The organism is Streptomyces sp. NPDC045998, assembly GCF_056430285.1.
In genome coordinates this window covers 76,482-95,660 of sequence record NZ_JBWKLJ010000014.1, presented here as the reverse complement: position 1 = coordinate 95,660, position 19,179 = coordinate 76,482, and the positions used below count along the sequence as shown (strand labels likewise).

Here is a 19,179-nt window from a genome sequence, read left to right as displayed (position 1 = left end):
CCCACCCCCAGAGCCTGCGTGATTGCGCAGCACTGCGGGCACAGTGCCTGACGGACGGGTGTGTCCGGCCGTCATGTCGTCTTAATCATGGCACGGAGGCCGGGCGGCAGAGGCGCATCTACTGCGTGACCAGCCGGGTGCCCGAGGCGGACGTCGGGTCACGCGGTCACCCTGCGGTGGCCAGGTGCTCACGGATCTGCTCCCGCAGTTCTCGCCCAGGGGCTGCTCCGGAGAACGGCTCCGCCTCCTCGTACAGTTCGCCGAGGCGATCAGCGACACGGCGAGAGCGGACGGAACCGAGCATCTGCAGGCAGTGCGTGGTCTCCTCGCTGGCGCCGTCGACATCGCCGGCGGCGAGGTGGGTGCGTGCCAAACCAAGATGGTCGAACGCCCGGCTGCGCTGACGGTGTTCCGGCCGGGCGATGAGGGCCGCGCCCACGAGGTCCGTGGAGCGACGAACATGCCGGGTGCGGGCTGTGCCGTGGTCAAGGTGCTTGGCGGCGATCTGGTGCGCCATGCCCAGGGTGGCCTGCAGCTCGGCCGCGTCGAAGAAGGCCACGTGGGGATCTTCGTCGGCCGAGTTCACCCGGTCGAAGGCGGTGATGGCGCGGTCGGCCGCCGTCTCGCTGTCGTCAATCCGGCCGAGGATCGCCAGGAAGCGGGCTTCCAGCGCGGCGAGCATCGACGTCGTGGCGGGGGAGAGGTGCCGTCGAGCGCCGTACTGGGCAAGGGCCACGAGGTCGAGGGCGTCGTCGATGTGGCCAAGGTGAGACATCTGTCGGGCCATGCACTGCAGGATGTGAGCGCCCAGCCGCTTGTCGCCGCCCTCCGCGGCAGCGTGGAGGGCGGCCACGAAGGTGCGCTGCGCGCTGGCGTGGCGTCCTGCGTCGAACAGCATCCAGGCGGCGACGCCAGCCAGGTCACCAGCGGCCGAGAACAGGGCCGCGCCGACGACTTCCGTGTAGGTATCGGTTTTCAGGTGGGACAGGACGGTGTTGGTCTGGGCGAGGACGGCGGAGGGGGCGAGGACACCACCGTGCCGGTTGTCGAGGTCGCGGAAGGTGGTCGTGATCTGGCGGATCCCCTCCACGTCGGACATGCCGACCCGCCTGCCGCCTTCCGGCGCAGCGTCCTGGGCAACAGTGGGGCGGGAGAACGCCCACTCCTGCAGCGGGGCGAGGAGCTGGTCGCCGGTAAGGATCTGGGCGGCCTCGGGGCCGGTTCGGGTGTCGGGCAGCATGATGTGGCTCCGGGTGATCTGGTTGAGAGCTGCGAGAGCGGCAGCGCGAGTCCATGGGGCGCGCGGGCCGACTAGCTCTCCTTCACCGGGCATTCCCACATCGGCGAAGGTGAGGTCCAAGCCGCTCTCGTCGCTGAGGACTTCCACGATCAGGCGTGGTACAGGATCGCGCGGCACGGATCCCTTCAGCCACGCCCGTACGCGGCTCTCGTCCGTGCCCAGTCCGGTGACGCCTTGCGCGGCTCCTCGCGCGGTGACGAGGCGGGCGAGCTTCTTGTTCGAGATGTTGCACCGGCGCATCCAGTGCGCGAGCGAGGCGTTCGGCTGTTGATGGAGCGGGGGCCTGCCCATCGGTGTGCCTCCATGGCCACGGCGGACCAACCAGGATACGGCTCAGCCCCCAAGTCGCCCAGTGCACACAGTAATTCGCCGCAAAGCACCGCCCGGTCGCTCTGCCTGCGCCGAGGGGCGACCGTGCTCGTTGTGCCGGTGGAGCGCCGCCGTTCACCGACCTGGCACCGACTCCCGCACGTCCGTTCGAGGCGATGTGCTGTGAGTGCGCCGGAAAGCCCGGCGCGATGGATGCGGAGGACCGCCCATGCAGCAGGACCAGCAGCGCCTCCCCGTACTGCACACGGAGGACATCGACGCGGTGACCCTCGGCCGCGACCAGGAGGGGTACCGCGAGGGCGCGCTCGAGTGGTACGCGCTCTGAGCTCGTCCTGACGTTCTCCGCTGAGCACGTCCGTACCACTGCACTGCACCACCGGCCGCGCCGCCCCAGGCGTATCCGCAGACAGTGAGGAGAGTGGACGCGATGGAAGAAGCGGAGTGGCTGGCAGGTGGCGCCTTCGACGCCCCCGCGGGCACCTTGCGGACGGGCCGGGTGTGGCACCCGTCCGATACCGGCGTACGAATGGTGACGACTGGACCGGTCACCGCCGTGGTGGCGGGCGCATGCCGTGGCAGCGACGCCGAGGTCAGCCGCGTCGCCGACGCGGTGGCCAAGGGACGGTTCGAGGAGATCACCAGCCTGGGCGGCTCCTACTGGATGGCAGTCGAGGACGCCGAGTCGCGGCGCACGGTAGTGGCCGGCGACCTCGCCGAGGGACGCGGCCTGTTCACCGCGCAGACCGGCCGCGGGCCCGTCTGGGCGACCGAGGCGGGGCTGCTGGCAGTGCAGCTCGGCCGTGACCCAGACCTGGAGCTGCTGACGGCCCGGGTTGTGCTGGGATCGGCGGAGCACTGGCCGCAGCGGTCGGTGTGGACGGGCATCGAGCGGGTGCCCGGCGGACACGCGCTGGTCCTTCAGGACGGTGTCGCCCGCACCGCGGACATCCGGCCCCGCCCGGACGGGCGGACGCTCGAGGAGGGCGCTGGGGACGTTGGGGCCGCCTTGTGGTCGGCGGCGCAGGGCTACGCCCGCGCGGCGGGACCGCGGGTCAGCGCGGATCTGTCCGGCGGCCTGGACTCCTCGACGGTCGTCATCGCCGCAGCCGCCGTGAGCCGGGTTGTGGCGGTCACCTACGGCGGCCCTCTCGCCGACGGCACGGACACGGACCTGGCGCGGCGGGTGGCCGAGTACGTGGACGCCGAGCACCACATCAGCAGCGGCGGGCCTACGACCGCGCACTTCTCCCGCTGGCCGGCTGCGCTCCCGCACGCGCCGGTGCTGCCCGTCTCGTCGTACCCGCTGGACGCCGATTACCTGCCGCCGGCCCGCGGGATCGCCGCAATCCACCTGACGGGGCACGGCGGCGACGTCGTGCTGGAGTCCTCGACGGCCGCGTGGACCGCGCTCGCCCAGGACGGGCAAACTCGGCGAGCGCGGACGGCCGTGACCGCGCTGGCCCGCCGGGTCAACACCGGACCTGGCCCGCTGTGGCGCGCGGTGAAGACGGCCACGCGGGGACGCCCGTACGCGATGTCCCGGGCAGCGGAGGCAGTCGCGGCCGGACACACCTACTGCGACGGGCTCCGGGTCTGGACGTGGTGTTCCGTTGGCGCTGCAGTCCAGTGGCTCACCCCGTACGGGCGGCAGGTGCTCGCCGCGATGCTGGACGCCTCCGGGCGCACGATCGGGGACGTGCACGCCGGCGAATGGGACGACTGGAGCGCGCTGCGCTACAACGGCTCCGCGATGCGCGACAGCGCGCCGCTGTTCGCCGAGCACGGCCCGCGCCAGGTCAGCCCGTTCCTGGACAACGAGGTCGTGGCGGCGTGCCTGCGGATCGGGGCGGGGGAGCGCCGCCGGCCGGGCCTTTACAAGCCGCTGCTCGGCCTGGCTCGCCCTGATCTGCCGCGCTGGCTGACGGGCCGCCAGTCCAAGGGGCATTTCACGCCGCTGCTGTATGAGGGCCTGCGCGCCCGCCGGCAGGAGCTGCACGAGGTGATCGACGCGAGCGTGCTCGTCTCCTGCGGGCTCATCGACTCCGCAGCCGTGCACACGGCGCTGGACGCGGCGACCGAGGGCGTCGGCAGGCCCCCGCTGCCCGCGCTGGAGGCGTTCTTCATCACCTCCTGGTGGCTCGCACGCACCATGGTCTCGCTCGCCCCGGCGGGAGGTGTCCGGTGACGCTGCTCGTACCGCCCGGCGTGCACCGGGCCAGCCTTGGTGACGGCGTCGTGGCGGCACTGAATACGGCCAACGGCACGTGGCAGTGGATGAACACGGCCACGGAGCGGATCTGGTCGGCGGCCCTCTCCGGCACCGTGCCGGAGCTGATCAACCAGATGCGGGCGGAAGGGGTTCCGGGCGACGTCGACCGCATCGTCACCGCCACCGTCGAGCAGCTGACACAGGCGGGGCTTCTCACCGACTCCGGGCGCGGGTCGGCGGTCCTGCCGCCGCCGATGCCGGCGGTGACCGCCCCTGCGGTGCCATGCGACCAGCCGGGACGCGCCGTCCGCGCCCTGGCGAGAGTGGGCCTGGTCCTGGCGCTCGGCATGATGCGCTTGCCGATGCGCACCCGCATGCGGCTGCTGAGCCTCCTGCGCCATCTGCCGCCGGCACCCGCCACCGTGGCCGCCTCCGCCGCGGCTGCCGTGCCGCGGATCCGGCCCACCTGGTGGCCGGGACGGATCGCGTGCATGGAGGTGTCGCTGGCCACCGTCCTGACGATCGCGCTGCGCGGTCGGCGGGCGCACTGGGTCATCGGATCGAGGCGCATGCCGAACGAGGCCCACGCCTGGGTATGGACGCCCGCGGGCGCGCTGGGCCTATCCGGCCGAGACGCCGACGACCCCCGCCGCCCCTGGGTCGGGGTCGCCGCCATACCCCCCATTCACTCGAACGGGTGAACCGCAAGGCGCGAAACTGACGCATCCGGCGGCCCACCTGCCCTCGACGGCAGGGGGCCGCGGAAACCGGCGTGCCGGACGGCGGGCAACACCCCTACACCAGACGGGTGACCGCAGAACCCACACCCGCCGCAGTCGGCCCCGCGCCCATCATGCGGTACGTCGAAGACCAGCGCGAAGACATCGGCCTGGTCGCCACCGCACGTCGGCTGCCCTCCGTCCTGGCCCGCACCGTACGACTTGCCTGGCACGCCGACCGCCAAGCCGTGATCGGCATGCTCGCCGCGCAGGCGGCAGCCGCCGTACTGGCCGCGCTCGCCCTCACCGCCACCACCACCCTGATCACTCATGTCCTGGACGCAGCCGCCGCCTACGGCCGCGGTGAACCGACCGGTCCCGTCCTGCACCGCACGGTTGCGCCAGCCGCGTGGGTGGCCACCGCGCTCGCCGGAGCCGCGCTCGCCAACACCGCCGCCCGCGCCGCCGCCGCCCGCCTCAGCCCCCGCGTCTTCCGCGAGGCCGACCTGCGCGTCCTGGATGCCGCGGCCAGCGTGGAGCTGATCGCCTACGAACACCCCGGATTCGAGGACCGGCTCGACGCCGCAGGCAAGGGCGCCGAGTCCGCCCGCGACCTCGTCCTCGACGTGCAAAGCTCCATCTCCGTCCTGGCGCAACTGGTTGCCGTCGCCGCCGTCATCGCCACCCTCGATCCCCTTCTGATGGGTCTGCTGGTGCTGACGGCCGCGCCCCGCGCGTACGCCTCGCTGCGCGCCGCGCGCCTGGAGCACGCAGCAGTGACCGCCGCCCGCGCCGACTCCCGCCTGCGCCAGACGCTGCGGGGCTACAGCACCACCCGCAGCACTGCGGCTGAGATCCGCGCCGCAGGCATGGGCCGCTTCCTGTCCGTCCGCTACCAGCAGGTCTCCGACCGGCTGGAAGCGGAAGCGCTCGCGGCAGCGGTGCGCGGCCTGCGCGTCCAGCTCGCCGGCGACACCGTCTCGGCGCTCGCGCTCCTCGGTGCCTTCGCCGCCCTGGCTGCGCTCGTCGTTGTCGGCCGCCTGGAGGCGGCCGGGGCTGGCACCGCGCTGTTCGCGCTGCGCACCGCGACCGCATCGCTGACCACGCTGACTCGCTCGGCCGCGCGCGTCTTCCGTACCGGCCTGTTCCTGGACGACTGGGCCAGGTTCCTCGATGAGGCGGCCCGGCACCGCACTCACCGCGGCACCCGTCCTTTGCCGGACGACGCACCCGAGGTCATCAGCGCCCGCGGCCTGACCTTCTCCTACCCGGGCAGCGACCGCCCGGCCGTCGATGGTGTCGACCTAGACCTGAAGAAGGGCGAGATCGTCGCGCTCGTCGGGGAGAACGGCTCGGGGAAGACCACGCTCGTGCACCTGCTCACGGGCCTGTACCTGCCCGACGCCGGCGAAGTGACCTGGGACGGCATCAGTATCGCCGACGCGGCGCCCGGCGACCTGTGGCGGCGGGTCGCCATGACCCCGCAGGAGTACACCCGCTGGCCGCTCACCGCCCGCGAGAACATCACCCTCGGCACACCCAGTGAGGGCGGCGACCGCGCAGTGCTCGACGCCGCCCGCGCCAGCGGAGCCGACACCGTTCTCGACACCCTCCCCAACGGCCTGGAGACATCGCTCGCCCGCTCCTGGTGGGGCGGCCACGATCTGTCTGGCGGGCAGTGGCAGCGCATCGCGCTCGCCCGCTCCTTCCACGCGGACGCCGCTGTGCACATTTTGGACGAGCCGACCGCCGCCCTCGACGCCCGCGCCGAGCGCCAGGTCTTCGACCGGTTCCGCGAACTGGCGGCTGGGCGGACCGCTCTGGTGATCACACACCGGCTCGCCAACGCCCGCGTTGCCGACCGCATCGTCGTGATGGCCAGCGGGCGGATCGTCGAGTCCGGCAGCTACCAGGAGCTGCTGGCCCAGCCCGGTGGACTGTTCGCCGAGCTCCACCGACTCCAGGACGGCGCGGAGGACTGACATGACGACTCTCATCGTGGGCGGCAGCGGTTTTCTGGGAGCGGAGCTACTCCGGCAGGCGACAGCGGCCGGGCACACGACGGCCGCGACGTACACGACCAAGCCCGGCGACGCCGCCCAGGCCGCGTGGCACCACCTTGATCTGCGAGACGCGGAACGCCTGGACACCGTCCTGGCCGAGGTGAGCCCCCACCTCGTGGTCAACGCATCGAGCGGCGGGGCCGACTGGGCGGTTACGGCGGAAGGCTCCGTCCGGCTGGCGATGGCCACGGCCAAGTGCGGAGGCCGCCTGGTCCACGTGTCCAGTGATGCCGTTTTCTCCGGCGCCCGTGTCCACTATGACGAGACCTGCCTCCCGGACCCTGTCACGCCGTACGGCGCGGCGAAGGCGGCGGCGGAGACGGGGATCCGCGCCGTGTATCCGGAGGCGGTTGTCGCCCGCACGTCGCTGATCATCGGTTACGGGCGTTCTGTACACGAGCGCCTCGTTCACGAACTCGCCGCCGGAATCCGCGACGGCGTGCTGTTCACCGATGACGTCCGCTGCCCCGTGCACGTCTCCGACTTGGCCGCCACCCTGCTGGAACTCGGTTCGAGCGACGCTGCCGGCGTCCACCACCTTGCAGGCGCCGACGCCGTGAGCCGTCACGAACTCGGCATCCTGATCGCCCGGCGAGACGGTCTCGACGCCTCACGGCTGCCCACGGGACTGCGCGCTGACAGCCCACTTCCCGGCGCACTCGACGTACGCCTCGACAGCCGGGAGACCCAGCAAAAGCTGCGCACTACGCTGCGCGGCGCTCGTCAGTTCTGCTGACGAGCCGGGCTCGAGGGGCGAGACGCAGCGCTCGATACCCTGGATTCCCGCTCGCGAAAGGCCCCTCTCATGCCCGTCCACTACAACGACCCGATCCTGACCTGCGATGGCTGCGGCGCCACCAGAGAGCGCCCGCGGACGAGGGGCGTCGGCCTGGAGGTCTACAAGGCCGAGGCGAGAGCGTTCCACGAGTCCGGGTGGAGGGTGGCTTCCAACCCCTACGAACGGCCGCTGCGGCTTGCTCCCCACACCAGTATCGTCTCCTGCCCGAACTGCCCGGCGGTGGAGCCCGGCGACCCGCAGGGCCGGTACCGGTCCGCGGGAAGCAAGGCTTCCCGATCCCGGCTCGGCGGCGCCGAACTCACGGCCGCCCCGGGGGACGTCGCCTAGAGCCGGTCTTCGGAGCGCGGGCCGTCACCGGACTCGCGAGTGCGGACCGGCAGTGGCCATCCCGGCTGGCCCAACGCCCGGGACGGCCTGGCGCGCCGCCGACTGAGCCTGCCGGCCGGTGGGGCGTTCAGTCGGCCCGCAGGACCTCGCTGCGCAGGGCGCGCAGCACAGTCAGGGCGTCCTGGTCGTCGGCGTCGGTGAACGCGTGGATCGCCAGGAGGATGGACCGGCCGATCAACTTTGCGGTGGCGGGGTCGCGGCCGGCGAGAGCCGCCTGATTGTGCAGGGCGTCGGTGAGGACGAAGACGATGCGGGCCATGGGATCCGCGTTGATTTCGGCGACCAGTCGGCCCGTTTCGTCGTGGTCCATGGTGGCGTCGATGCCGAACGCGGAGATCAGGATGCGGTGCAGGGTGTGCTGCCCGTAGGCGGCGAGCAGCGCCGGCAGCGGGCGCTCATCGGGGCCGCCCCCCAGGACGGCCAGGGCATCGTCGCTGCCGCCGACGACGGCCTCCAGTGCTGCCAGTGCGCGCAGGTGCTCATCGTCGGTCAGCTCGATGTCCATGGACCGTAGGGTAGGCCAACGCCCTGAGCGCCCGGCGGGGTTTGCCGGGAACCACCCGAAGGTGGCTGGCAACCGCCAGGGAGCCCAGCTGCGCCCAGTGCGTCCGACCCCCGTGTATCGAAATAACAGCAAACAGCCGAACCCGCAGATGACTGGGTCGGTGACGGTCGGGGAGCGCGTGGCCGGGAGGCCGGAGGGCCGCATTGTCCGTACCGGACCGGCACGTACGACTCGATTCGACACGAGCCGAAACGATGGGCCAGCTGGGGGAGGAGGTACCCGTGATCGCTAGCTACTTGCTGTTATTTAGTGACACGGTGGTCGGACACACCTCATACTCAGGGCGAGGACCTGCAGGAGAGGCTCGCCGTGCGGCGGGCGAACACCAAGGAGCGCGCGTGCCGGCCACCGCGACGAGCGTCCCGCCCCGGGGCACCACCGCCGTGAACACCTTCCTCGCCACCCTCAAGGCCGCGTCCACCGAGCGGCAACGCCGGGCCTTCCTCGAGGAGTACGTCGCCTGGATCGCCGCCCACCGGCACAAGGGCGCCACCAGCAAGGTCACCACCGAGGACCTCCTGGACGAGGAGCACGCCCTCGCCTGGCTCGCCGCCGCCCAGCGCGGCGACACCCGCCGCCGCCCCGGCCTGGCCGGCCCCACCGCCCGGGCCTCGACCAACTCCATGGCCGCGCGCACCTCCGCCGTCAACGTCTTCTCCCGCTGGTGCGGCCGTCCCCTCGAGCTGCAGCCCCCAGCCCCCGAGTTCGCCGACCGGCTCACCCCCCGCGAGGCGCACCGCACCCTGCGCATCCTCGCCGGCCACCACCCCGCCGGGATGCTCGAAGCCACCTGGGAACGCTCCGTCGCCGTCATCGCCCTTGCCATCGCCAGCGGCCAGGGCCTGTCCGCCCTGCACCCCATGCGCCTGGCGGACCTCGACCTCGAGCGCAGCCCCCTGCCGCGCGTGCGCGTCGACGGCCGCTGGTACCCGATCATCGACGCCGTCAGCCGCCGCGCCCTTCTGCGCTGGAGGACCACCCACCGGGCGCTCACCGCCGGACACCTCAAGGTCCTCCAGGGCGGCAACGTCGAGGAACTGTGGGTCACCACCTCCCCCGGCCGCCCCCGCGGCGGCCAGCCCGCGCCCCCGGCCGGCCTGCCCGCCGCCATACGCACCCTGGAAGCCGCCCACCGCAAGCTCACCGCCACCGCGCTCGGCGCGCCGCTGCTCCTAGAGCAGTTCTGCGCCGTTGAGGACGACGAGGAAGAGCAGGCTGCCAGCTTGCTGCACGCCGTGACGTGAAGGCCGGGGTGCAGCAAGGTTCCGGACAAAACCGGGCCTTGTTGTTCAGATACGCCCGCACACCCGGCAATCTGCCCAACGGCCCGGACGGCGCCGCTACGCTGCCGCCCATGACGCACCAGGACGACACCATCGAAGCGACCGACAAGGTCCCGGACCGGCCCGGTGCGGCCCACATGATCGGCAACGCCCTGCGGGCGCTCCACATCGACCCCGACGGGGGCGGCGCCATCGAGCGCCCAGCCATCGCGGCCGGCCGCCTCCTCGCCGCCGCCGAGATCCTCGCCCGCACCATCGTGTCCGTCCCGAGCGACCCGGACGGCCAGCAGAGCACGGACGATCTGATGCACGGCTTCTACGGCATGGTCGTCGCGTTCAGCAAGGGGATGCCCGAGGGTGCCTCCTCGGCCCTGCGCGGCGCGCTCCTGGAAGACCGCATCCGCCGCGCCAAGAAGCAGGCCGATCTCACCGGCGAAGAAGCCGGCCAGCTCGCCGCCGCGCTGAGCATCGCCCTCTCCCAGACCCGGCAACTCCGTACAGAAGGCGGCGTCTTCTGAGCCGGCACGGATGGGGCTGATCACCGCTCATCGCGGGCCCTCCTCCTGAGCGGGCAAGTCGCTGATGTGCTCGGTAGACAGGACGGGCTCCGCGTGCCCGGCGGACAGCTCGGCGGCGCACCAGCCGACGAAGGCGATGCCGAGCACGTTGGCTGCGGCCAGCAGCCCGCCGACTAACCGGCCGTCGGTGCTGGGCGCAGCGTGCCGGCCGCTCATGTCGGGTCCGCGGCCTTGGCGGCGGAGAGCCGGTCGAGGCGCTCGTACAGGGCGCGTACCAGGCGGGCGCGCTGCTGTACGCAGGCCATGGTGCCCTGGAGCGGCTGCGACAGGCGGCCTTCGGCCTCGCCGAGGACCACCTCGGTCAACACGGCTGCGGGATCGTCCTTCGCCAACTCGCGGAGATGGCGCTCGACGTCGGCGGCGACGGCGCGGGCGTGGCCGGTCAGCTGCAGGGCAAACTGCTCGTAGTCGGCCGGCGGGAGCGCCAGCGGATCCGTCCACCCGAGCACCGCCTTGACCAGCAACTCGTGCGGCGCGCGGTCCAGCGGCAGCTCCGCGGTGAGCAGGCCCTGCGGGTCGTGGAGTACGTGGTGCGTGCTCATGACGCCACCGCCGGGAGCGTCGTCCGGTCCACGGCGGCCAGCGCCTGGTGCAGCTCGCGGGGATCCACCGAGACCGGCACCCGGCTCAGGCGCGGCTCTCCGGTGGGGTCGTTCCACAGGGCCGCGCTGTTGTTCTTCGGCTGGCTCAGCCACCGGGCGGCGAGCGCGCCCTCGCCGCCCGGCGCGGGTGCTAGGACCCAGGCGTTCTGTGACAGGACCCGCACGCCGGGGACGTCGTCCCACAGGTGCATCCAACCGTCCTCCACGAGCACGATCAGCTCCTGGCGGGAATGGTCGGCGATGACCGAGTAGCCGTCCTCGACAGGCAGGTCCAGGGCGTCGAGCACGGCGAGGCCGCGCTGCAGCGGAGTGATCACGACAGCGTCCCGGCCGTTGCCGCATCGCACGAGCCGGGTCGCTCCCTGGCCGGCCGTGAGCAGCCGCTGGCAGGTCTCGCTGTCGAGGTCGATCAGGGCGCCCCACGTAGGGGTGACGGAGTTCGGGGACTTGGCCATATGCGGACCGTAAGTGCGGTAGACCCAATACAGACCACGCAATGTGCGTGGGTTGGAACTCTCCGCTCCGGAGCCCTCTATGGACGATCTCCAGTTCGGACGTCGCGTCAACTACTGGCGGACCCGTCGGCGTATCCCCATGGCGGAGTTCGCTGCCCTGATGGGCAAGAGCCTGCGGTGGCTGGAGGACCTCGAGGGCGGGCGCCGCCAGGCCGATCCGCACTATTCCGTGATGGTGCTGGCCGCCCGGCACCTGGGCATCACCGTCGGGCGCCTGATGTCCGAGGCCATCGACGCCGAGTGCGCCGGCGAAAGCGAAATCGACGCCGTACGCCGCGCTCTGCAGCGGCACGATGTCATCACCGGGTCCTTCGACGACTGCCCGGACGACCCTGTGCCGGTCGAGGTCCTGCGCCGGTCCCTGGCGTATGCGCGCACCGGATTCCAGGCCGGCCATTTCGCGCAGCTGGGCAGCGAGATCCCCAGGCTCCTTGTCGACGCCACCCGGGCCGCCCACCGGCACCACGGTGACGACCAGCTTGGTGCGTACGAGGTGCTCTCCCTGAGCCTGGAGTTGACCGAGGCCGCCGCGATCAAGTGGGGCTCCACCGAGTTGGCCGTGCTGGCCGGGCACCGTGCGGTCACCGCCGCCGAGCGCTCGCAGAACCCGGTCATCATGGCCTCTGCGGCCAGACACCTGGGCGATGCGATGACCAACCACGGCCAGGCGGCTGCCGCCGCGGAGTTCGTTCTTACCGCTGCGCGGCGGCTCGAGCCGGACCTGCTGCGCAGTGGCCCGGACGGGTACTCCGTGCTCGGGATGCTCTACCTCAAGGCGGCGATGGCCGCCGCGGCGGCCTCCGAGGCCGAGGACCGCGACCCGGCCCGGTTCTCCCGCCAGGTGCCGGACTACCTGGACGAGGCCGACGAGCACGCCGCCCGGCTCGGCGGCGACGAGAACCGCCTGTGGACCAGCTTCGGGCCGACGAACGTGTCGCTGTACCGCGTCGCAGCCCACGTCTCCCTGTCCGAGGGCGCGGACGCCGTGGCGGTCGCGGCGGGTATCCCGGCCGAAGCGTTCCACGAGCTGCCGCGGGAGCGCCGGGCGCACCTGCTGACCGACCGGGCCATCGCCGAGAAGCAGGCCGGGATGCGGGACACGGCCGTGGAGACGCTCCTGGAGGCGGACGAGCTGGCGCCCGAAGAGGTACGGTGCCGGCCGCGCACCCGGTCGCTCGTTGAGGACCTGCGTGTCCTCGGCGTGGGTAGCGCCGAGGGGCGCTTGCGCTTGCTGGTCGATCGCTGTGGACTGCCCCGGTGACCAAGACCCTGTACCTGATCGCCTGTGCCGCTCCACCCGCCCGCCGCCTGCACATCCCCATCCGCGCCGCCCAGGCGGCCGGTTGGGACGTGTGCGCGATCCTGACCCCGTCCGCGTACCGGTGGGCGAGTGAGGACGCCGAGGGCGAGATCGAGGCCCTGGAGCAGCTCACCGGGCACCCCGTCCGCTGGCAGTACAAGCTCCCCTCCCAGGAGGACGTGCTGCCGCCGCCGGACGCGCTTCTCGTCGCTCCGCTCACGTCCAACACGCTCGCGAAGTGGGCCACCGCCGTTTCCGACACCCTGGCCCTGGGGCTGATCACTGAGGGCATCGGCCTGGGACTGCCGATCGTCGCCTTGCCGCACTTCAACGACGCGCAGGCCGCGCATCCGGCTGTCCCCGGCCACGTCCAGGTTCTGCGCGACGCCGGCGTGACGGTGCTGCTCGGGGAGGGCGGCTTCGTCCCGCACAAGCCGCGCCACGGCGATCTCGATGCGTACCCGTGGCAGGCCGCCATCGACGCCCTGCCGTCCTGAACTCCGCTGGCCCCCGCCGGTCGCCGGCGGGGGCCGTTACACGGGCCGGATCGTACGGCGGCGTCGGGCTTCGGTGTTGCCGACCTTCCGTGGCGCCTCCGCGCGGGCGTCCGGGGTGATGGGCGGGTCGCCGAGTGCTGCCGCGACCAGGCGCCGCAGGTCGGGGTTGGCGGAGAAGAAGTACCGGGCGTTGATGCGGTGCGCGCCGGTCTCGTCGCGGACCAGGAGGCCGAGCGCGGTGAGCCGGGCGAGCGCGTCGTACACGGTGGACTCGGAGTGCTCCACATCGTCGGCGACGGCGTCCACCGGCACGGTGATCGCCTGGAACAGCCCGCCGTGGCCCTCTATCCAGTCGAGCACGCACCGCTGCGCCGCGGTGAGGTTCAGGGTGTAGAGGGGCGGGGCGACGAACTCGTGCTCGGGGTCGAAGGCGTGGGTGGCGTGGGCGGTCATCGGCTCGTCTCCCCAGCAGCTCGTCGGATCGGAGTCGCCTTCGCCTCCCCGGCGGTTTTCGGCGCCGTCTTGGCCTTGGCCTTGTCGTCAGGGGCGATTCTAGGCGGGGCGAGCCGCTTGGTCGCGGTGACGTGCGTGCTGCCGGCGCCCTCCCAGTACCGGAGCGGGGTCAGCTGGTATGCCGCGGCCCGCGGGGAGGGCTTCAGCAGCAGGGCCATCTTCGTCAGCCGGGACAGGGCCTTCTTGCACGTCGACGGGTCGGCGTTGATCTCGGTGGCCAGGTCATCTGGGGTGAGGCGGATCGCGGCGTTCGCGGCGCCGTTCTCCCGGAGGTAGTCCAGGGTCGCCCACTCCGCTGCGGTGAGTCCCAGCTTGTACAGCGGGACCTCGGCGCCGATGGACTGCAGGGTGTAGCCGGTGCCCTCGAACTGGTGGGCCACCCGCGGTTTCGGCTCGACGACTTCGCCGGTGTCCTGGTCGACGAGCGCCAGTCGCCGTCTCCGTGTTGCCATGCCGCTCCGTTCGCGCACTCTAAGGGGCACTTTTTCGCCCCTTAGCTCCGGTGAACAACCCCTTACGGGCGGAACAGTAGCGGAACTCACTCCGAGGAACCGCCCCTTAGTGCCGTGCACTCTCAGGTTCTCGTCTCGCTCACCCAACTGGCCGCGTTCCAGGCGCAGCAGAGGGGCAGTCAGCCGTCCAGCACGCTAAGGGGGCGTTTTTCGCTCCCTACGGGTGGGTTTTCAGCCCCTTAGCTGTGCGTTTCCGCAGGTCACGGGCACGGGCTCCTTCTGTCGGTAAACGTGCGCGCGAGTAGCACACCAGCCCCACGCGCATCAACCACCCACCTAGTACTGCGTGTTGGCTGGCCCACCGGCGCGTCGGGGCGAGGACCCAGCCGCCAGCAGCAGGAGGCCCGCGGGCCGTCGTACGGCCCACAGCTTGTGGGGAGGTCGTGGGCTGAGCAGGCTTCGCGCGCGGCACCGTGCTCGGCCGCGCCCCGGTGGACGGCATCAGCGCTGCTGCGTCTCGGGTGGCTGGGACCGTGACGTTCAAAAGCATGGAGGCGTGGCTGATGCCGGTGGTGGGCGGGCCGAACCTCCCGTGCGCCGGACTTCGGCCGGCGGCCTTCGTCTGGGCGGGCGGTCGTGGGCTGAGGTATCTACGGGGGCAGTGGTTGGTTCGGCGGGGTGGGGAAGGTGGAGGCGGGAGTCGGGGGGTGGCGCGCGTGCGATGGGCGGCACGCGAAGAGCCGGCCCGGCCCGGTGGGGGCTCGCCGTGCCCAAGTCGCGTCTTTTGGGGTGGGTTGATGTGTTTCGCGTGGTCGAGCTAGGTTCCTGGCCACCCGAAACCGGCGGGCGGGCATTTCCGCCGGAACCTCACGAATGGACTCATGCCCATGACGACGCACGTCCCGGCGCTCCAGGCCGACGAGGGCGAGCCCTCGGTCGTGTTCGACCTCCTGGAGAAGGCCGGCTGGGTCGCGCACACCGACCCGTCGGCGAACAGCCAGGTGGTCGCGCCCGGCGGGCAGGCCCGGCTGGTGTTCCAGCCGGAGTCGGCCGAGTACGCCAACACCGATGTCCTGTGGAAGATTCAGGCGGTCACCTTCGCGGTGCCCGAGGGCCAGGAGCTGCTGGCCATACCGGCCAAGCCCCGCAGCTGGTCGGCCACGTTCAGCGGAGAGGTGCCGGTCGAGCTGATCGCCGCCTTCGTCGAGGGCCTGGTAGCCCCCGATGGCGTCGACCGCACGCCCACGGACCCCGAGCCGGACGGCCCGGTCGCGATCGCGGCCTGACGGCCGGTAGGCCCGGGTCCGGCCCCGCGGGTATCGGGGCCGGACCCAGGCCGCCATCGTAGGCCGGGCCGCAGGGGCGTCCTCGCTGCACCAAACGCGTGATGTGCAGATGCAGCGCCGCGCCTGTCGCCGTTTCCGGTCGTTGACCAGCGCATGGGACGAAAGAGTCAGGCTCGGCGGGAGGCTAAGGGCAAGCCGCCCAAGGACCGAAGCTGGCGGGACGCACCGCCGGTGTCCGGGCCCCGATACCCCTTCTTCGTGAGTCGGGACCGGGCGGAAGAGATCGATGGACGTGTCTACCCTCCCACGGTGCGGATCCGCATGCAGGAGACCGGTGAACTCCTGGAACTCGACGCCATCGCGACCATGTGCGCCATCGCCGAGGGCCGCCTCACTGGCGTCGATGCCCGCTACGCGGCAGCGCTGATCATCTCTACCGAAAGGGAGGCCGGCGTGCGGTCCGAGGGCGACATGGACCTCGACGAGTACATCGCGTCACACGCCCGTCTGCTGCAGGGCGGGTTCATCGGCCACGACGAACGCGGCGGCTACCTCAGTGCAAAGGTGTCGGACCCGGCCGCGCTCGCCACGCTGGTCGGTAGCTGAGCGACGCGTCAGGGGCTGTCTGCGACCGGCAGCTGTGCCAAGGCACTGGCGAGCTGGCGCGCGGACACCGAACCGGTCTCGGGTAGACCGGCCTCCAGCCAGGCCCGGCGCGCGGCGTCCTTGTCTCCTTCGGCCGCGGCCAGGACGTTCTCCTTGGCGCTGTTCTCGTGGATGGGGTCGGTGTCCGGGCCGTGGTCGGTGAGGTGGACGACGGTGCGGACCTGCAGCTTGGCGTTGGAGGCCATTTGCTCGTTGAGGCGGTACACCCGGAGCCGGTGTCCGACCAGGCCGCGGGCTCGCTCGATCATCGCCCGGCCTGCTTCGGTGTCGCCACGGTCGGTGCGCAGGTGCTCGAGTTCACCGGAGGTGTTGCGGATGACGAGGACACCGCGGGTGCTGGTGGCCTCCACCCGAACGGACAACAGCGTCGCCGTGAACTGCTTCGCGGCGTCCAGGCGCTGGAGGTCCTGGCCGACGGTGTCGGCGAGGGTGTACAGGGTGATGGCCTTGGCGCGGACCTGTTCGGTCCAGGTGGCCTCCTCGCCCGGCGGGCAGGGGCCGACCGCGCGGGCGGCGGCCAGGGTGAGTTCGAGGTCGCGAGTGTTCACGGGTCCATCATCGTCGTCCGCGGGACAGTTCCGTACGATGCGGGGGATCGTCGGAGGGGGAGCTGGTCGAGGTCGTCGTTCGTGTGCCCGGAGTGCGCGGCGGAGTCGTGGCATCCCCAAGACGTCGCGCAGGGGTACTGCGGGCGGTGTCACTTCTGGACGGGCGACCCGGCGATGTACGAGGCGTGGAAGGCTGAGCGGTCGCCGGCCGGGACGGGCGGAGGGGCGATTGCCGGGCAATCGCCCCTCGCCGCTCTGTCAGAAGGTGCGTAGGACGGCGACGACCTTGCCGAGAATGACCGCGTCGTCGCCGGCGAGGGGAGCGAACGCCGGGTTGTGCGGCATCAGCCATACCCGTCCCGCGTCCCGCTTGAGGCGCTTGACCGTAGCCTCGCCGTCCAGCATGGCGGCCACGATGTCGCCCGGCTCGGCGGTGGCCTGCCGGCGGACGGTGACCACGTCGCCGTCGCAGATGGCCGCGCCGATCATGCTTTCGCCCACGACCTTCAGTGCGAACAGCTCGCCCTCGCCGACGACCTGCCGCGGGAGCGGGAGCACGTCCTCGACCATCTCCTCCGCCATGATCGGCGTGCCGGCGGCGATGCGACCCACCAGGGGCACGTGGGCGACGACGGCCGGGCTCGCCTCGGTCCGGGTGGCCGGTAGGACGTAGGCGCGCGGGCGGTTCGGATCCCGGCGCAGCGCGCCCTTCTTTTCCAGGGCCTGGAGCTGGTGGGCAACCGAGGAGGTGCTGGACAGGTGTACGGCGGCGCCGATCTCGCGCATCGACGGGGGGTAGCCGTGGTCGGCGAGGAAGCGGGCGATGTAGTCCACGATCTTCTGCTGGCGGACGGTCAGCACTTCTCCGCGGGCGCGGGCGCCCGGGGGCCGCTCGGAGCTGGTTATGGCAGTGACGTGCATCGGTGTCTCCCCCCAACGTGCGATCTTGCTTCCACAGACGGTATCCGGACATTCACCGCATGGGAACAAGATTTCGAAGAATGGTCACCGCGCTGCCCCGCCCGCCGGCGGCCGAGGCCGCCTGGCCTCCGCACAAGACAACCGGCCCCACGGCGGCGGATACGCTGCCCTCATGAGCACCACCACAGCAGACGTCGCGGCGGCAGCCGCCCCCACCGTCACCTGCAGCGCGTGCAAGACGAGCGTGCCGAAGCCGGCCGACGCGCATGGAAGCCGCTGTGGGACGCGGGGTGGCGCTGGATTGGGACGTGGGAGCTGTACTCGTGCCCGGACTGCCCACAGGTCATCGTCGTCGACGAGCAGGGCCAGCACCGCCTGGGTCCCGGCGCGCAAGGTCGCACGGGCCCGCTGACCGGGTAGGTTCAGAGGTATGACCCCTTCCGTGCTGCTGGCTCTCTGGCTCACCAACTGGCTCGTGACGTCGAGCATCGTCGTCTTCGTCATGAAGAGCCGGCCCGCCGGGACGGAGAGCGCGGCCCTGCGCCTGCGCGGCCGGGAGGACAACCTGCCCGGGCTGCTGACGTGGCTGCTGCTGGCCTGGCCGGCGGCGCTGCTGCGGATCGTGCCCCTGGTGCTGCCCCTGGACCGGCGGGGCGGGGCAACGCCGCGGCGATGACCGGGGCGCCCGACGACCCGCGTTTCGAGTGGGTGGAGGTGACCACTGCCGGCGGGCCGCGGGAGTGGATCCGGGGGCGGTGCCACCACCTCGCGCCGCTTCCCGTACGGGCCTATCCGACAGGCGAGTTGGTGGCCCGGCTCTGCCCCGACTGCGACGCCCAGCTTCCCGTGCCTGTCGGGCCGGTGTGGGGGCCGGCCGCGTAGGGCGGGCACACGGCATCCCTCGATCGGACGAACGCCGCTGCCGGCCGCTGGCGGAGCACTACGCTCGCGGCATGCCGACCCAACGTGATCTCGACGGCCGGGCCATTCTCCCGCTCGAGCGGATCGAGGCTCTCGACGACGTAGTACAGCGGCGCGCCCAGGCGCTCGATGCCGGCGACCTGCCGTACCCGGAGGACTGGCCGCTGCCGCCGTGCCTGGAGTGCGGGGCCGCAGTTGTGCGGTGGCTTCGCGGCGGCGGGGGCGAGTATCCGATGACGTACCGCTTCTTCCCCTGCGGGCACGGTGTCGTGGCGGACCGCGTGAAGACCCTCGTATAAATTCCCTTATACGAGGCTGCTTGTCTGAGAGCGATTCTGCGCGGGGGACTGGCGGCCGCATCGCCCCGCGAAACGAATGGAGATGCAGTGCCGGAGCCCCTGCCGGACCGGACGGCCGAGACCGTCGCCTGGCTGCGAGAGACGATCACCGGCGCCCCGGCCGATGCGGCGCCCGAGCTGCACAAGGCGGTGCTGCGCGTCCTCGACCTGTACACCGCCGCCTCTGCCCAGGCCCGGCGTGACGACAGCTTCCTGCAGGCGTGGGCGCTCAACTTCGACCTCGAGGGCTTCACCCTGCCCAACGAAAGCGGCGCGCGATCGCTGCTGCCCGGCCTGACCGCCGTCATCCACCAACTCGCCCTCGCCTACGGCGACGACGCTCCGCCGCGCCACCTCGTCGGCTTGCCCTCGGAGCAGTAGGAGCAG

22 protein-coding genes are annotated in these 19,179 nt (G+C 71.8%); 13 read left to right on the top strand and 9 right to left on the bottom strand.

Features of this window, described 5'->3' with window-relative positions:
* Positions 1–166: 166 nt before the first annotated feature.
* Entirely contained in the window at positions 167–1,591 is a 1,425-nt protein-coding gene (locus AC07FJ_RS31710) for a transcriptional regulator (RefSeq protein WP_479052650.1), read from the bottom strand.
* Between the two features lie 565 nt (positions 1,592–2,156).
* On the opposite strand from AC07FJ_RS31710, the gene AC07FJ_RS31705 reads away from it, so the two are divergent.
* The 4 genes from AC07FJ_RS31705 to AC07FJ_RS31690 all read left to right on the top strand — a co-directional run bounded on the left by AC07FJ_RS31705 (position 2,157) and on the right by AC07FJ_RS31690 (position 7,357).
* Positions 2,157–3,815, top strand: a complete 1,659-nt coding sequence (locus AC07FJ_RS31705) for an asparagine synthase-related protein (protein WP_479052649.1) — start codon at positions 2,157–2,159, stop codon at positions 3,813–3,815.
* Entirely contained in the window at positions 3,812–4,540 is a 729-nt protein-coding gene (locus AC07FJ_RS31700) for a lasso peptide biosynthesis B2 protein (RefSeq protein WP_479052648.1), read from the top strand. The genes AC07FJ_RS31705 and AC07FJ_RS31700 overlap by 4 nt, the downstream gene beginning before the upstream one ends.
* 107 nt (positions 4,541–4,647) lie before the next feature.
* The gene (locus AC07FJ_RS31695) at positions 4,648–6,540 is read left to right on the top strand and encodes an ABC transporter ATP-binding protein (protein ID WP_479052647.1); all 1,893 of its coding nucleotides are present in this window, start codon (positions 4,648–4,650) and stop codon (positions 6,538–6,540) included.
* Between the two features lies 1 nt (position 6,541).
* The gene (locus AC07FJ_RS31690; RefSeq protein WP_479052646.1) at positions 6,542–7,357 is read left to right on the top strand and encodes an SDR family oxidoreductase; all 816 of its coding nucleotides are present in this window, start codon (positions 6,542–6,544) and stop codon (positions 7,355–7,357) included.
* A 517-nt stretch (positions 7,358–7,874) separates the two neighbouring features.
* Here the strand turns inward: AC07FJ_RS31690 and AC07FJ_RS31685 are convergent.
* Positions 7,875–8,312, bottom strand: a complete 438-nt coding sequence (locus tag AC07FJ_RS31685) for a hypothetical protein (RefSeq protein WP_479052645.1) — start codon at positions 8,310–8,312, stop codon at positions 7,875–7,877.
* Positions 8,313–8,710: 398 nt separating this feature from the next.
* On the opposite strand from AC07FJ_RS31685, the gene AC07FJ_RS31680 reads away from it, so the two are divergent.
* Positions 8,711–9,616 carry a hypothetical protein gene (locus AC07FJ_RS31680; RefSeq protein WP_479052644.1) on the top strand — a complete coding sequence of 302 codons (906 nt, stop codon included), beginning with the start codon at positions 8,711–8,713 and terminating at the stop codon, positions 9,614–9,616.
* 110 nt (positions 9,617–9,726) lie between these two features.
* Positions 9,727–10,173, top strand: coding sequence for a hypothetical protein (locus AC07FJ_RS31675; protein ID WP_479052643.1), 447 nt, complete (start codon positions 9,727–9,729; stop codon positions 10,171–10,173).
* 27 nt (positions 10,174–10,200) lie between these two features.
* Here AC07FJ_RS31675 and AC07FJ_RS31670 read toward each other — a convergent pair whose 3' ends face one another.
* From AC07FJ_RS31670 to AC07FJ_RS31660, 3 genes are read right to left on the bottom strand one after another with little or no spacing between them, the layout of a single operon-like run.
* Complete coding sequence (locus tag AC07FJ_RS31670; protein ID WP_479052642.1) at positions 10,201–10,389, bottom strand: hypothetical protein; 189 nt, start codon at positions 10,387–10,389, stop codon at positions 10,201–10,203.
* Entirely contained in the window at positions 10,386–10,775 is a 390-nt protein-coding gene (locus tag AC07FJ_RS31665) for a DUF6415 family natural product biosynthesis protein (RefSeq protein WP_479052641.1), read from the bottom strand. Before AC07FJ_RS31665 ends, AC07FJ_RS31670 begins: the two co-directional genes overlap by 4 nt.
* Entirely contained in the window at positions 10,772–11,290 is a 519-nt protein-coding gene (locus AC07FJ_RS31660; protein ID WP_479052640.1) for a hypothetical protein, read from the bottom strand. The genes AC07FJ_RS31665 and AC07FJ_RS31660 overlap by 4 nt, the downstream gene beginning before the upstream one ends.
* Positions 11,291–11,369: 79 nt before the next feature.
* On the opposite strand from AC07FJ_RS31660, the gene AC07FJ_RS31655 reads away from it, so the two are divergent.
* On the top strand, positions 11,370–12,611 hold the full coding sequence (locus tag AC07FJ_RS31655) for a helix-turn-helix domain-containing protein (protein WP_479052639.1): 1,242 nt from the start codon (positions 11,370–11,372) through the stop codon (positions 12,609–12,611).
* Positions 12,608–13,147, top strand: a complete 540-nt coding sequence (locus AC07FJ_RS31650) for a flavoprotein (RefSeq protein WP_479052638.1) — start codon at positions 12,608–12,610, stop codon at positions 13,145–13,147. The genes AC07FJ_RS31655 and AC07FJ_RS31650 overlap by 4 nt, the downstream gene beginning before the upstream one ends.
* Before the next feature lie 36 nt (positions 13,148–13,183).
* Here the strand turns inward: AC07FJ_RS31650 and AC07FJ_RS31645 are convergent, their stop codons facing one another.
* Both AC07FJ_RS31645 and AC07FJ_RS31640 read right to left on the bottom strand, forming a co-directional pair.
* Complete coding sequence (locus tag AC07FJ_RS31645; RefSeq protein WP_479052637.1) at positions 13,184–13,600, bottom strand: MarR family transcriptional regulator; 417 nt, start codon at positions 13,598–13,600, stop codon at positions 13,184–13,186.
* The gene (locus AC07FJ_RS31640) at positions 13,597–14,112 is read right to left on the bottom strand and encodes a MarR family transcriptional regulator (protein ID WP_479052636.1); all 516 of its coding nucleotides are present in this window, start codon (positions 14,110–14,112) and stop codon (positions 13,597–13,599) included. Before AC07FJ_RS31640 ends, AC07FJ_RS31645 begins: the two co-directional genes overlap by 4 nt.
* Before the next feature lie 887 nt (positions 14,113–14,999).
* On the opposite strand from AC07FJ_RS31640, the gene AC07FJ_RS31635 reads away from it, so the two are divergent.
* Both AC07FJ_RS31635 and AC07FJ_RS31630 read left to right on the top strand, forming a co-directional pair.
* Positions 15,000–15,398 (top strand): SPDY domain-containing protein, encoded by a 399-nt coding sequence (locus AC07FJ_RS31635; protein ID WP_479052635.1) that lies wholly within the window; start codon positions 15,000–15,002, stop codon positions 15,396–15,398.
* A 309-nt stretch (positions 15,399–15,707) separates the two neighbouring features.
* Positions 15,708–16,004 carry a hypothetical protein gene (locus tag AC07FJ_RS31630; protein ID WP_479052634.1) on the top strand — a complete coding sequence of 99 codons (297 nt, stop codon included), beginning with the start codon at positions 15,708–15,710 and terminating at the stop codon, positions 16,002–16,004.
* An 8-nt stretch (positions 16,005–16,012) separates the two neighbouring features.
* Here the strand turns inward: AC07FJ_RS31630 and AC07FJ_RS31625 are convergent, their stop codons facing one another.
* Together AC07FJ_RS31625 and lexA are read right to left on the bottom strand one after the other, a co-directional pair.
* Positions 16,013–16,612 (bottom strand): hypothetical protein, encoded by a 600-nt coding sequence (locus tag AC07FJ_RS31625; RefSeq protein ID WP_479052633.1) that lies wholly within the window; start codon positions 16,610–16,612, stop codon positions 16,013–16,015.
* A gap of 258 nt (positions 16,613–16,870) precedes the next feature.
* Positions 16,871–17,533, bottom strand: a complete 663-nt coding sequence (gene lexA / locus AC07FJ_RS31620; RefSeq protein ID WP_479052632.1) for a transcriptional repressor LexA — start codon at positions 17,531–17,533, stop codon at positions 16,871–16,873.
* 430 nt (positions 17,534–17,963) lie between these two features.
* On the opposite strand from lexA, the gene AC07FJ_RS31615 reads away from it, so the two are divergent.
* The 3 genes from AC07FJ_RS31615 to AC07FJ_RS31605 all read left to right on the top strand — a co-directional run bounded on the left by AC07FJ_RS31615 (position 17,964) and on the right by AC07FJ_RS31605 (position 19,173).
* On the top strand, positions 17,964–18,209 hold the full coding sequence (locus AC07FJ_RS31615) for a hypothetical protein (protein ID WP_479052631.1): 246 nt from the start codon (positions 17,964–17,966) through the stop codon (positions 18,207–18,209).
* Between the two features lie 277 nt (positions 18,210–18,486).
* A complete protein-coding gene (locus tag AC07FJ_RS31610; RefSeq protein WP_479052630.1) occupies positions 18,487–18,753 on the top strand; it encodes a hypothetical protein in 267 nt (88 codons plus the stop codon).
* A gap of 87 nt (positions 18,754–18,840) precedes the next feature.
* On the top strand, positions 18,841–19,173 hold the full coding sequence (locus AC07FJ_RS31605; RefSeq protein WP_479052629.1) for a hypothetical protein: 333 nt from the start codon (positions 18,841–18,843) through the stop codon (positions 19,171–19,173).
* Positions 19,174–19,179: the final 6 nt, after the last annotated feature.